Annotated in this window: 15 protein-coding genes and 1 tRNA gene; all 16 read left to right on the top strand. The window is 41.0% G+C overall.

Going from position 1 to position 11,978, the window contains the following annotated elements:
• The first annotated feature begins 21 nt into the window (after nucleotides 1-21).
• The 16 genes from I2F76_RS05925 to I2F76_RS06000 all read left to right on the top strand — a co-directional run bounded on the left by I2F76_RS05925 (nucleotide 22) and on the right by I2F76_RS06000 (nucleotide 11,933).
• Entirely contained in the window at nucleotides 22-471 is a 450-nt protein-coding gene (locus I2F76_RS05925) for a hypothetical protein (RefSeq protein WP_195487440.1), read from the top strand.
• 344 nt (nucleotides 472-815) lie between these two features.
• Nucleotides 816-1,697, top strand: coding sequence for a class II fructose-bisphosphate aldolase (locus I2F76_RS05930; RefSeq protein WP_003004573.1), 882 nt, complete (start codon nucleotides 816-818; stop codon nucleotides 1,695-1,697).
• Between the two features lie 120 nt (nucleotides 1,698-1,817).
• Nucleotides 1,818-2,756, top strand: coding sequence for an alpha/beta fold hydrolase (locus tag I2F76_RS05935; RefSeq protein ID WP_195487463.1), 939 nt, complete (start codon nucleotides 1,818-1,820; stop codon nucleotides 2,754-2,756).
• A gap of 359 nt (nucleotides 2,757-3,115) precedes the next feature.
• Entirely contained in the window at nucleotides 3,116-4,108 is a 993-nt protein-coding gene (locus I2F76_RS05940; protein WP_195487441.1) for an ABC transporter ATP-binding protein, read from the top strand.
• A gap of 1 nt (nucleotide 4,109) precedes the next feature.
• Nucleotides 4,110-4,928 (top strand): ABC transporter permease, encoded by an 819-nt coding sequence (locus I2F76_RS05945; protein ID WP_003017344.1) that lies wholly within the window; start codon nucleotides 4,110-4,112, stop codon nucleotides 4,926-4,928.
• A gap of 1 nt (nucleotide 4,929) precedes the next feature.
• Nucleotides 4,930-5,715, top strand: coding sequence for an ABC transporter permease (locus tag I2F76_RS05950; RefSeq protein ID WP_003017328.1), 786 nt, complete (start codon nucleotides 4,930-4,932; stop codon nucleotides 5,713-5,715).
• 38 nt (nucleotides 5,716-5,753) lie between these two features.
• Entirely contained in the window at nucleotides 5,754-6,215 is a 462-nt protein-coding gene (locus tag I2F76_RS05955) for a GNAT family N-acetyltransferase (RefSeq protein WP_195487464.1), read from the top strand.
• Between the two features lie 46 nt (nucleotides 6,216-6,261).
• A tRNA-Thr gene (locus tag I2F76_RS05960) sits at nucleotides 6,262-6,334 on the top strand.
• A 199-nt stretch (nucleotides 6,335-6,533) separates the two neighbouring features.
• Nucleotides 6,534-6,845: a LiaF transmembrane domain-containing protein gene (locus I2F76_RS05965; protein WP_195487465.1), complete on the top strand. Its 312-nt coding sequence runs from the start codon at nucleotides 6,534-6,536 to the stop codon at nucleotides 6,843-6,845.
• A gap of 296 nt (nucleotides 6,846-7,141) precedes the next feature.
• Complete coding sequence (locus tag I2F76_RS05970) at nucleotides 7,142-7,588, top strand: LytTR family DNA-binding domain-containing protein (RefSeq protein WP_195487442.1); 447 nt, start codon at nucleotides 7,142-7,144, stop codon at nucleotides 7,586-7,588.
• 4 nt (nucleotides 7,589-7,592) lie between these two features.
• Complete coding sequence (locus I2F76_RS05975) at nucleotides 7,593-8,288, top strand: LiaF transmembrane domain-containing protein (protein WP_195487443.1); 696 nt, start codon at nucleotides 7,593-7,595, stop codon at nucleotides 8,286-8,288.
• A 118-nt stretch (nucleotides 8,289-8,406) separates the two neighbouring features.
• Entirely contained in the window at nucleotides 8,407-8,595 is a 189-nt protein-coding gene (gene rpmB / locus I2F76_RS05980) for a 50S ribosomal protein L28 (RefSeq protein WP_001140948.1), read from the top strand.
• Nucleotides 8,596-8,737: 142 nt separating this feature from the next.
• Nucleotides 8,738-9,103, top strand: coding sequence for an Asp23/Gls24 family envelope stress response protein (locus I2F76_RS05985; RefSeq protein ID WP_003004393.1), 366 nt, complete (start codon nucleotides 8,738-8,740; stop codon nucleotides 9,101-9,103).
• Nucleotides 9,104-9,105: 2 nt separating this feature from the next.
• A complete protein-coding gene (locus I2F76_RS05990) occupies nucleotides 9,106-10,770 on the top strand; it encodes a DAK2 domain-containing protein (protein ID WP_195487444.1) in 1,665 nt (554 codons plus the stop codon).
• A gap of 282 nt (nucleotides 10,771-11,052) precedes the next feature.
• The gene (locus I2F76_RS05995; RefSeq protein ID WP_195487445.1) at nucleotides 11,053-11,607 is read left to right on the top strand and encodes an SP0191 family lipoprotein; all 555 of its coding nucleotides are present in this window, start codon (nucleotides 11,053-11,055) and stop codon (nucleotides 11,605-11,607) included.
• 134 nt (nucleotides 11,608-11,741) lie between these two features.
• Entirely contained in the window at nucleotides 11,742-11,933 is a 192-nt protein-coding gene (locus I2F76_RS06000; RefSeq protein ID WP_023027681.1) for a hypothetical protein, read from the top strand.
• Nucleotides 11,934-11,978: the final 45 nt, after the last annotated feature.

Genomic DNA, 11,978 nt, shown 5'->3' on the forward strand with positions numbered 1-11,978 from the left:
GATGTGAGATGAGGTGAGAATATGAAGAAGTATCTTGTTTTGGTCGATGGCCTCTTTGCACTATTGGGAAGTGCCATTAATTTTTTCGGTCCTATCCTGATTTTAGCGATGGCGATAGGCGCATACAAGGATACCTTTAGATACTTTATCGCCTTAAACATATGGAATGTCCTTATTTTTCTATTTGCGATTGCGTCTCAGTATATGCTCAGAGAAGAGAAAAGGATAAAAAGATGGATTCCCAATCTCTTTTTGATAGCAGGTTTTATTCTCTTTCTTGCCTCAATCCTTGCTGTGTGTGAGAATATTCCGTTTCTTGAGGGATTGGTAAAGGGGCTTTTTGGAAAAATGTTCACCGACAGTAAATTATTTGCTGCTTATTTCTATTCTCAATGGGTTGTAGCAGTACTCCATGTGATTTGCGGGATCGCCTTTCTCCTTTCACTAAAAAATTTTAAAGAAGAGAATTGAGAGTGGGACAGAAATCGGTAATTCGTTAGAATTCGATTTCGACGTCCCACCTCCGCACAGTTGAGTAGGGCTGTAAAAGCTGATGAAATCAGCGTAGTAGAGCCCACTCAACCACTGCGTCTTGCTCGACAATCCAAAAATAATTGAGAGGCTAGGACTTTTGTCCCACTCTCTTTTCCTTATTTGCTAGGATGAGAGTCTTAGGAGATAGGAGATTCCGCCCTATTTATTGGAAGAAATCGCTTAAAGCCACAGGAAAAGCTAGCAATTTCATCTAAAAAGTGATAAAATAAACAATGTAAGTGGGATCAATCCCACAAAAATTTATAGGAGGCCTATTACACATGGCAATCGTTTCAGCAGAAAAATTTGTCCAAGCAGCTCGTGACAATGGTTATGCAGTTGGTGGATTTAACACAAACAACCTTGAGTGGACTCAAGCTATCTTGCGTGCAGCAGAAGCTAAGAAAGCTCCAGTACTTATCCAAACTTCTATGGGTGCTGCTAAATACATGGGTGGTTACAAAGTATGTAAAGCCCTTATTGAAAACCTTGTAGAATCAATGGGTATCACTGTACCAGTTGCAATTCACCTTGACCATGGTCACTACGACGATGCTCTTGAATGTATTGAAGCTGGTTACACTTCAATCATGTTTGACGGTTCACACCTTCCAGTTGAAGAAAACCTTAAATTGGCGAAAGATGTCGTTGAAAAAGCTCATGCTAAAGGTATCTCAGTAGAAGCTGAAGTTGGTACTATCGGTGGTGAAGAAGACGGTATCATCGGTGATGGTGAATTGGCACCAATCGAAGATGCTAAAGCAATGGTTGCTACAGGAATCGACTTCTTGGCTGCAGGTATCGGTAACATCCACGGTCCTTACCCAGCAAACTGGAAAGGTCTTCACCTTGACCACTTGCAAAAATTGACTGAAGCTGTTCCAGGATTCCCAATCGTATTGCACGGTGGATCAGGTATCCCTGATGATCAAATCCAAGCAGCGATCAAACTTGGTGTTGCGAAAGTTAACGTGAACACTGAATGCCAAATCGCATTTGCAAATGCTACTCGTCAATTCGTACGTGAATACGATGCAAACGAAGCAGAATACGACAAGAAGAAACTCTTCGACCCACGTAAATTCTTGAAACCAGGTTTCGAAGCAATTACAGCAGCTGTTGAAGAACGTATCGACGTATTCGGTTCAGAAGGCAAAGCTTAATTAAAAACAGGAAAGCAAGGTCCCGTGTGGATCTTGTTTTTTTGTATTGAGAAGTCGGATGCGGGTATTCTTTTGGGAGTTATGAAGCCTCTTGCTTACAGGTTTTATTTTTTGTACAATATGCCTATGAAAAAATTTAAACAGTTTAGCTGGATCATTTTTGTTATTCTTATCCTTTTTCTAGGAGGTACATTTGGTTTTCACCAACTTAGTTTACAAAAAGAAAGTAAGCTTCTCACACCTATAGGTAAGAAGGTTGTAGTCAATGGACATCAAATGAATGTATATGTTCAAGGTGAAGGATCTGAAACGATAGTATTTCTTTCAGGTGCAGGTATTGCTTCACCTATATTAGACTTTAAGAATCTAACAGATTCCCTATCCAAAAAATACAAAGTAGTCGTCGTAGAGCGGGCTGGCTATGGTTATAGCGAGGATAGTAATCAATCCAGAGATGTGATGGAAGTTTTGTCTGAGACCCGTCAAGCTCTATCACAAGCAAATGTAACAGGTCCTTTTATCATTCTGTCTCATTCAATGGCTAGTCTTGAAAGTCTGGCTTGGCAGGAAAAGTATCCTGATGAAGTGAAAGCCTTGGTTGGTCTGGATTGGGCATTACCAGCAAGTTATGAGGATTTAAAGGATAATCAGGCCTTGCTTACTGTGGCTTATTGGAGCAGTAAGATTGGCTTATTACGCTATTTCCCTGAGTCCTTTTATATAAAAAATCCAACTCTGACTGAAACTGAACGACAACAATATAAATTACTAGCATATAAGCAGTTGATGTCACAAGCCATGCTTCATGAATCCCGTTTGGCAAAGAAAAATGCCAAGAAAGTTCCATCTAGCATTAATCCGAAAATTCCAGCCTTACTCCTAGTTTCTAACGGTGAAGGCACGTCCTTTAGCCAATCAGAGTGGCAACGTTATGCAGAGAGATTTGCAAGCGACCAGTCTAATGTTCAAGTCGTCTATATGGATGCGCCTCACGACCTCTATCATTATCAAAGCAATGCTATTGTTTCTCGCATTAAAGAATTTTTGGAGAATAATTGAGGGCTTAAAAATCCATTGAGACTGATGATAATAATTAAATACTGAAGGATTAACAGTAGAATCGTTAATTTTTTCAATTAAAAAAATTCTTTTTCTTAACAAAAAACCTGCCCGTGAGGGTGGTTTTTTTGGTGTTTTAAGGAAACTATTTAACAGAATTTTTGATTAAAAGTTTCATTTTAAGAGAGAAATCTCTAATTTCATAATCAATAAGCAAACGCTTGCATTCCTATTTTTATTAGATTATAATAGGTTGGTATAAAGCCTTCTGTAATAATATTGAGAAAGTGTAGAAAGTAAGGATTTAGAATATTTGTAGTCAAAAATACAATGTTGCTTCTTACGATAGGGAGATAGATATGGCAATGATAGAAGTGCAACATCTTCGGAAAAATTTTGTGAAGACAGTTAAGGAGCCGGGGTTAAAGGGAGCCTTACGCTCCTTTATTCATCCTGAAAAGCAGACCTTTGAAGCGGTCAAGGATTTAACTTTTGAAGTTCCAAAAGGGCAGATTTTAGGATTTATCGGGGCAAATGGTGCTGGGAAGTCAACCACCATCAAAATGCTGACAGGAATTTTGAAGCCCACATCTGGCTTTTGTCGGATTAACGGCAAGATTCCCCAGGATAATCGCCAAGATTATGTCAAGGATATTGGAGTCGTTTTCGGACAACGCACCCAGCTATGGTGGGATTTGGCTCTGCAAGAGACCTACACGGTTTTGAAAGAGATCTATGATGTCCCAGACTCGCTCTTCCACAAGCGGATGGATTTTTTGAATGAAGTCTTGGATTTGAAGGACTTTATCAAGGATCCCGTGCGGACTCTTTCGCTAGGTCAACGGATGCGGGCGGATATTGCGGCTTCCTTGCTTCACAATCCCAAAGTTCTCTTTTTAGATGAACCGACTATTGGTTTGGATGTGTCGGTCAAGGACAACATTCGTCGGGCCATTACCCAGATTAATCAGGAGGAAGAGACAACTATTCTCTTGACTACTCATGATTTGAGTGATATTGAGCAACTCTGTGATCGGATTTTTATGATTGATAAGGGGCAAGAGATTTTTGATGGAACGGTTAGCCAGCTCAAGGAGACCTTTGGAAAGATGAAGACTCTCTCCTTTGACCTGACGCCAGGTCAAAATCATCTAGTCTCTCATTATGAGGGCTTGCCTGATATGTCCATTGATAGACAAGGAAATACTCTCAATATTGAATTCGATAGTTCCCGCTACCAGTCGGCAGATATTATCAAGCAAACCTTATCTGATTTTGAGGTCCGTGATTTGAAGATGGTAGATACGGATATTGAAGATATTATCCGTCGCTTCTATCGAAAGGAGCTCTAAGATGGTCAAATTGTGGAGACGTTATAAACCCTTTATCAATGCAGGGATTCAGGAGTTGATTAGCTATCGAGTCAACTTTATTCTTTATCGGATTGGCGATGTCATGGGTGCTTTTGTGGCTTTTTATCTATGGAAGGCTGTCTTTGATTCCTCCCAGGAGCCTTTGATTCAGGGCTTCAGTATGGCGGATATCACCCTCTACATCATCATGAGTTTTGTGACTAATCTTCTGACTAGGTCGGATTCTTCCTTTATGATTGGTGATGAGGTCAAGGATGGTTCCATTATCATGCGCTTGTTGCGACCAGTGCATTTTGCGGCTTCTTACCTCTTTACGGAGCTTGGTTCCAAGTGGTTGATTTTTATCTCTGTTGGACTGCCATTTTTAAGTGTCATTGTTTTGATGAAAATCTTATCTGGGCAAGGGATTGTAGAAGTGCTGGGACTAACTACCCTTTATCTTTTTAGCTTAACCCTGGCCTATCTGATTAACTTTTTCTTTAATATCTGCTTTGGATTTTCAGCCTTTGTATTTAAAAATCTTTGGGGTTCCAACCTACTTAAGACTTCCATAGTGGCCTTTATGTCTGGGAGTTTGATTCCCTTGGCTTTCTTTCCAAAGGTCATTTCAGATATTCTGTCCTTCTTACCTTTCTCATCCTTAATTTACACTCCGGTCATGATTATTGTTGGGAAATACGATGCTAGTCAGATTCTTCAAGCACTTTTGCTTCAGCTTTTCTGGCTTATAGTGATGGTGGGCTTGTCTCAGTTGATTTGGAAACGAGTCCAGTCATTTATCACCATTCAGGGAGGTTAGTATGAAAAAATATCAACGCATGCATCTGATTTTTATCAGACAGTACATCAAGCAAATCATGGAATACAAGGTCGATTTTGTGGTTGGTGTGTTGGGAGTCTTTCTGACTCAAGGCCTGAACCTCTTGTTTCTCAATGTCATCTTTCAACACATTCCCTCCCTAGAAGGTTGGACTTTTCAAGAAATTGCCTTTATCTATGGATTTTCCTTAATTCCAAAGGGACTAGATCATCTCTTTTTTGACAATCTATGGGCTTTAGGTCAACGACTAGTTCGAAAAGGGGAGTTTGACAAGTATCTGACTCGTCCTATCAATCCTCTCTTTCACATCCTCGTTGAGACCTTTCAGATTGATGCCTTGGGTGAACTTTTGGTCGGTGGAATTTTACTAGCGACAACGGCGACTAGCATTGCTTGGACTCTTCCAAAATTCCTGATTTTTCTAGTTTGTATTCCTTTTGCGACCTTGATTTATACTTCCTTGAAAATTGCTACAGCCAGCATCGCTTTTTGGACCAAGCAGTCAGGTGCCATGATTTACATTTTCTATATGTTTAATGATTTTGCCAAGTATCCTATTTCTATTTACAATTCGCTCCTTCGTTGGTTAATTAGCTTTATTGTACCTTTCGCCTTTACGGCCTACTATCCTGCCAGCTATTTCTTGCAGGACAAGGATGGACTCTTTAATATTGGTGGTTTGATTCTGATTTCCCTTGTTTTCTTTGTTATTTCCCTCAAACTTTGGGATAGGGGATTGGATGCCTACGAAAGTGCTGGTTCGTAAGAGGTAAAGTAAGACTAAAATCAAGAAAGGAACTTATGATGTTTGTAATTAAAGAAGTCAAGGGTGAAGATCAAAAAATGGCAGTTGTCGCTGAGATTTTAAGGGATTTGCCAGAATGGTTTGGAATACCAGAAAGCACGCAAGCCTACATCGAAGGAGCCAAGGACTTGCAAGTGTGGGCCACCTATCAGGAGGATGATTTGCTTGGCTTTGTAAGCTTGTCCTATTCTAGTGAAGATTGTGCAGAGATTGATTGTCTCGGTGTAAAAAAAGCTCATCAAGGCAGGGGGATTGGAAGTCAGTTGCTTGCTACTTTGGAAAGTGAAGCCTGCAAAAAAGTCGACTATTTACAGGTAAAAACAGTGGCAGAAGGTTCTAATAAGAACTACGATCGAACAAATGTCTTTTATCGCAGTCTTGGTTTTAAAAAATTAGAGATTTTTCCGCAACTATGGGATCCACAGAATCCATGTCAGATTCTGATTAAAAAGATCAACTAAAAGTGCTTGACATCCGCTATCAGAGTGCTATACTAAGAAGGTAATCGCCGATTTAGCTCAGTTGGTAGAGCAACGCACTCGTAACGCGTAGGTCACAGGTTCGATCCCTGCAATCGGCATAGAAAAAATCTGCTTTGAAGGAGCGAGACGACGAATGATGGTGATCACATATTCGTTCGGTCTCGCTCTTTTTTTGACCGCATAGGCACCTTTTTTGACCACTTAGTCAAAAGTCCTTGTCTCCGTAGGAGCTCTCTGCTATCATAGAATCATCAAAGGAAGAAATACTTCCGAATAATCAAAATGAGGTATATGATGATGAAAAAACTACTTGGACTTGGATTTATTTTGGTTGCTCTTGCAGTTGTGACAATGGGAATGGTTGGTTTTCCAAAGCTTGATGTGAATATCTGGCCTTTATTCCCCGTTCTCTTATTTGCTTTCTTTACTCTTGAAAATCTGATGAAACAGGACTACAAGGCAAGTGTCATCTGTGCTTTAATTGCTCTGATGATTGCAAACGCGATCTACGATCTCTTGCCGGTTTCAAATGGCTTAGTGATCACAGCGGGTGTCCTTGCTTGTGTGGGTCTTAGTTTTCTTTTACCGGATAAGGAAAGCAACAAATAAAGAAAGAGAGTGGGACAGAAATCGGTCATTCGTTAGAATTCGATTTCGTCGTCCCACCTCCGCACAGTTGAGTAGGACTATAAAAGCTGATGAAATCAGCGTAGTAGAGCCCACTCAACCACTGCGTCTTGCTCGACAATCCAAAGACAATTGAGAGGCTAGGACTTTTGTCCCAGCCTCTTTACTTCTCAAAAGCTACCTCTTGATGGGCAAAACGTGCCACTTACTGAAAAGCCCTTGTTTTGTTTTCAACAGCTGTTATAATGGTACTATCAAAACGTTGGGAAAGGAGTTTTATGAAAGTTAGAATCGAATTGGATTCATCAATGGACGAGCCTGAGATCTTGATTCGAGCTCCTCGCTTGACCCCGGAGTTGACCCAGCTACAAGAGAGCATCCTCGAACAAAAGATCGCTCCACTAGCCTTCTACAAGGATCGAAGCGAGTATTTTCTAGATGTAGCATCGATCCTCTTTTTTGAGACGGATGGGGAGAAGATCTACGGGCATACTAGGGACGAGGCCTATGAGGTCAAGCAGAAGCTCTATGAGTTGGAGGAGCTGCTTCCCATCGCCTTTTGTCGGATTTCCAAATCCACTATTGTCAACGCAAAGCAGATCTACTCTCTGGAAAAGTCTTTTTCAGGAACCAGCACGGTCAATTTCTACCAGACCCACAAGCAGGTTCATGTATCCAGGCGCTACTATCAACTCTTAAAAGAACGACTAAATGAAATGAGGTAATATCATGAGAAAAAAATTAATTGGAGTATTCTTAATCCTATTAGCAGCCTTAATCCTTTTACAAGGCTATTTTGTAAAATGGGACATCAGCATCTGGACCTTAGCTTGGGTCACCTTGCTTGCAGTCCTGTCCCTCTCTAGTTTCTTGAAGCGCCATTTTGGTTGGGGCTTTACCTATGGACTGTTAGCCCTCTTTTGTCTCAATGGGCAATACCATTTTCTTCCGGTGTCCAATTCGGTGGTTATCCTTTCTTCAATCCTAGCAGTGATCGGTCTCAATATTTTATTCAGCCCCTCTAAGAAGATAAAGGAACGTTTTGAATCTTATTCCACTGGCTCGATGAGCAGGGCGGATGGCAATGACATCGATGTCTCTTTTTCCACAGTGACAAAATATCTCAATGACCAACACTTTACTCATGGAAGTGCGGATGTGAGCTTGGGAGAAGCTTCTATCTATTTTGACAATTGCCGCATCGAAGGTCCATCTGCCCAGTTTGTTGTCGATGTTTCCCTTGGAAGTTTGAGTCTCTATGTACCAAGTGATTGGCGGGTCCATGTAAATGTGGATAATTCCCTCTCAGCAATCCAACATCAGGAAAATCCAAGTGCTCTGACAAGCAAGGATTTCTACATTACGGGCGATGTTTCCTTAGGAAATCTGGAAATTATCTATGTCGGAGCGAATTCGTTTTCTTAAGTCGGAAATGAAAAACTTTGGCCAAAAGCTTGCCAAGAGAGATTTTTTTTGGTAATATAGTACGGTATGTGGTGCTAGCACATCCGTTATATTAGATCTAATAGGAGGAAACACAGAAATGGCTAAAGTATGTTATTTCACAGGTCGTAAGACTGTATCAGGTAACAACCGTTCACACGCTATGAACCAAACAAAACGTGCCGTAAAACCAAACCTTCAAAAAGTAACTGTCCTTATTGATGGTAAACCTAAAAAAGTTTGGGCTTCAGCTCGTGCATTGAAATCTGGTAAAGTAGAACGCGTTTAATAAAGAATATAGAACCTCATAGAGGTTCTTTTCTTTTTCTCTAGAGACAGCTGTCACAGCGGGAGAAGAATAGTCCCTACCCTTTTACAGCTGATCTTTTTTATGGTAAAATAGAATATAAAATACTTTTGAGGTAGAAATTATGACAGTAAAAATCAATACAAAGGACGGTCAAATTGAATTGACTGATGAGGTTATCGCAACTGTTGTAGGCGGTGCTGCTACTGAGATCTTCGGTGTGGTTGGAATGGCCAGCAAAAATGCGATCAAAGATAATTTCCAAGCCCTCCTAGGGAAAGAAAACTTCTCTAAAGGTGTTGTTGTCAAAACAACGGAAGCAGGAACTATCGCAGTTGATGTTTACACTGTTTTGAGCTATGGAACAAAAATTAGCGAAGTCTCAAAAAATATTCAAGAACGTGTGAAATTTAGTTTGGAAAATCAACTTGGAATCACTACGGATACTGTGAATGTCTATATTCAAAATATCAAGATTGTGGGAGAATAATCGTGGCTAATATTACTACAAGTTTATTTCAAGAAATGGTTCAAGCGGGGGCTACGCGCTTAAATAAACAAGCGGAATATGTAAACTCTTTGAACGTCTTTCCTGTACCAGACGGGGACACAGGAACCAATATGGGAATGACCATCGAAAATGGGGCCAAAGAAGTATCGGACCGTTCTGCTTCAACTGTTGGAGAAGCAGCAGGGATCTTCGCTAAAGGTCTCTTGATGGGGGCGCGTGGGAACTCAGGAGTTATCACTTCTCAATTGTTCCGCGGATTTTCTCAAAGTGTCAAAGACAAAGAAGAATTGGATGGAGCAGCACTTGCAGCAGCCTTCCAGTCTGGTGTAGAAGTTGCTTATAAGGCCGTTATGAAGCCGGTTGAAGGAACCATTTTGACGGTTTCTCGTGGGGCAGCCATTGGGGCCAAGAAGAAAGCAGAATCTACCAATGATGCAGTAGAAGTTATGCGTGCCGCTCTTGAAGGAGCTAAAACAGCTCTTGCGAAGACTCCAGATATGTTGCCAGTCTTGAAAGAAGTTGGCGTGGTAGACTCTGGTGGTCAAGGGTTGGTCTTCATCTATGAAGGATTCTTGTCAGCCTTGACAGGTGAATTCATCGCTTCTGAAGAGTTCCAAGCAACACCTGCAACCATGTCAGAAATGATTAATGCAGAACACCACAAGTCAGTCGCTGGCCATGTGGCTACTGAAGACATCAAGTTTGGTTACTGTACAGAAATCATGGTCGCTTTGAAACAAGGTCCAACCTATGTCAAAGACTTCGATTACGATGAATTCCGTAACTATTTGAACAACCTTGGGGATTCCCTATTGGTGGTGAATGACGATGAGATTGTCAAAGTTCACGTCCATACAGAAGATCCAGGTCTTGTCATGCAAGAAGGTCTTAAGTACGGAAGCTTGGTCAAGGTCAAAGTCGACAACATGCGCAACCAACACGAAGCGCAAGTTGAAAAAGAAGAACGTCAAGCCAAACCAGTTGAAGAAAAAGAATATGCCATCATCGCAGTTGTAGCGGGTGATGGATTGGCTGATATTTTCAAAGCGCAAGGAGTAGATTACATCATCTCTGGTGGTCAAACCATGAACCCATCAACAGAAGACTTTGTCAAAGCGGTTGAAGAGTTGAATGCGCGCAACATCATTATCTTGCCAAACAACAAGAATATCTTAATGGCTGCTCAATCTGCAGCAGAAGTGATTGATCAACCTGCAGCAGTTGTTGAGACCAAGACCATCCCTCAAGGATTGACTAGTCTTCTTGCCTTTGATGAAAGCAAATCGATCGAAGAGAACTACGAACGCATGAGCGCTTCATTGGGTGATGTTGTGTCTGGTAGTGTGACAACAGCGGTTCGCGATACCACTATTGATGGGCTTGAAATCCATGAAAATGATAATCTTGGAATGGTCGATGGCAAAATCGTTGTTTCAAACCCAGATATGATGGAAACCTTGGAAGAAACATTCGCTTATATGTTGGATGAAGACAGTGAAATTGTGACCATCTATGTCGGTGAAGACGGCAGTGAGGAGTTGGCAAATGAATTGGCCCAAGCCCTTGCTGAGAAGTATGAGGATGTAGAAGTGGAAATCCACCAAGGTGGCCAACCCGTCTACCCATACTTGTTTAGTGTAGAATAATTGAACAGAAGGTTCCTTTCGGAACCTTTTTTGTATATAGAAAAACGAGGAGATTCCCTATGAAATCAGTGTGATTCAGAGGGATTGAGACTGAAGTGACCCTCCACGGAGGCTTTATTTGTGAGAAAAAGGAGTTTCTGCAAAAAGTCTCACATTCATCAGATTTTTATTCAAATGGAAGAGCTTGAAAAGAGGGGAAAATGCTTTGAACAGTGGAGTTTTTAGACAAGAAAGACGCGATATGTTATACTGGTATCAGTATGTGAAAGGAGAGTTATAAAAATGAAGAAATTTTTTGTAACCCTTGGGCTAGCCATTTTGGTATTGACTGGTTGTTCGCAATCCCAAACGAAGAAAACTACAACCGCTAGCTCATCTAGCAGTTCCACTGTTAAAAAAGAAGTAAAAAATGAAGAAAAAACCACAACCTTAGTTGGAGATATCAAGGGAACAAAACACCGGGATATCATCAAGTCTAAGGGAGATAAGGTTGAAAACCTTCGCATCGAAGTGACGGCCGATCTGCCCCAACAACTTGGGACCATCGCAGCAGAGAAGTCGCCTGAAGAACTCACAGCAGCCATTCAAGCTTTACTGGAGCAAAATGAAGACTACAAGAAGCTGAAAACCGTTCCTGGTTTTAGCTTGGAGTATAGCGTTACACCAGAGAAGAAATTGCTCTCAACCAGTGTGATTGACCTCAACCAAATTGACGCCAAGTCTCTAGAAGAAATTTCTTACTTCAAAGATGCTGGTCTCAATGATTTGAAAAACATGAAGGCAGATGCCTTGGTGAAGGCCTTGAAATTGCATGGCATGAAAGAAGAAGGCCAGTAAGAAGAATAGAAAAGTCGAGTGAAGTCACTTGGCTTTTTTTAGTGACTTTTGTCATGTGAGCGAGTGACAAAATCATCTAGTTGCCTCTTCTTCCTTTTCATATAATAAAGTCAGAAAGTAAGAGGTAAGGAAAAATGAAACAATGGTTCTATAAAGTGTTTACGTTAACAGTGGTGGGGATGGTCGTCTATTTGATCTTTTCAAAGGATGATAGTCTCTATTACCATTTCCCTTGGGAATTATTTGCTGGGATTGGCATCATGAGCTGGGCGGTTCAAGAAGGATTGAAAATGGTCAAGGCGGTAAAAAAGGAAATGGAGCAATGAAAAAAACGGGAGCGACCTTGGTCGTCTTTGTCATCATTCCAGCTA

This window comes from Streptococcus parasanguinis (assembly GCF_015557775.1).
Classification (GTDB): domain Bacteria; phylum Bacillota; class Bacilli; order Lactobacillales; family Streptococcaceae; genus Streptococcus; species Streptococcus parasanguinis_AA.

Bases quoted from the DNA above. Each gene is read 5' to 3' on its own strand.
- I2F76_RS05925 (WP_195487440.1), top strand. From the start codon at position 22: ATGAAGAAGTATCTTGTTTTGGTCGATGGCCTCTTTGCACTATTGGGA.
- I2F76_RS05930 (WP_003004573.1), top strand. From the start codon at position 816: ATGGCAATCGTTTCAGCAGAAAAATTTGTCCAAGCAGCTCGTGACAAT.
- I2F76_RS05935 (WP_195487463.1), top strand. From the start codon at position 1,818: ATGCCTATGAAAAAATTTAAACAGTTTAGCTGGATCATTTTTGTTATT.
- I2F76_RS05940 (WP_195487441.1), top strand. From the start codon at position 3,116: ATGGCAATGATAGAAGTGCAACATCTTCGGAAAAATTTTGTGAAGACA.
- I2F76_RS05945 (WP_003017344.1), top strand. From the start codon at position 4,110: ATGGTCAAATTGTGGAGACGTTATAAACCCTTTATCAATGCAGGGATT.
- I2F76_RS05950 (WP_003017328.1), top strand. From the start codon at position 4,930: ATGAAAAAATATCAACGCATGCATCTGATTTTTATCAGACAGTACATC.
- I2F76_RS05955 (WP_195487464.1), top strand. From the start codon at position 5,754: ATGTTTGTAATTAAAGAAGTCAAGGGTGAAGATCAAAAAATGGCAGTT.
- I2F76_RS05965 (WP_195487465.1), top strand. From the start codon at position 6,534: ATGAAAAAACTACTTGGACTTGGATTTATTTTGGTTGCTCTTGCAGTT.
- I2F76_RS05970 (WP_195487442.1), top strand. From the start codon at position 7,142: ATGAAAGTTAGAATCGAATTGGATTCATCAATGGACGAGCCTGAGATC.
- I2F76_RS05975 (WP_195487443.1), top strand. From the start codon at position 7,593: ATGAGAAAAAAATTAATTGGAGTATTCTTAATCCTATTAGCAGCCTTA.
- rpmB (WP_001140948.1), top strand. From the start codon at position 8,407: ATGGCTAAAGTATGTTATTTCACAGGTCGTAAGACTGTATCAGGTAAC.
- I2F76_RS05985 (WP_003004393.1), top strand. From the start codon at position 8,738: ATGACAGTAAAAATCAATACAAAGGACGGTCAAATTGAATTGACTGAT.
- I2F76_RS05995 (WP_195487445.1), top strand. From the start codon at position 11,053: ATGAAGAAATTTTTTGTAACCCTTGGGCTAGCCATTTTGGTATTGACT.
- I2F76_RS06000 (WP_023027681.1), top strand. From the start codon at position 11,742: ATGAAACAATGGTTCTATAAAGTGTTTACGTTAACAGTGGTGGGGATG.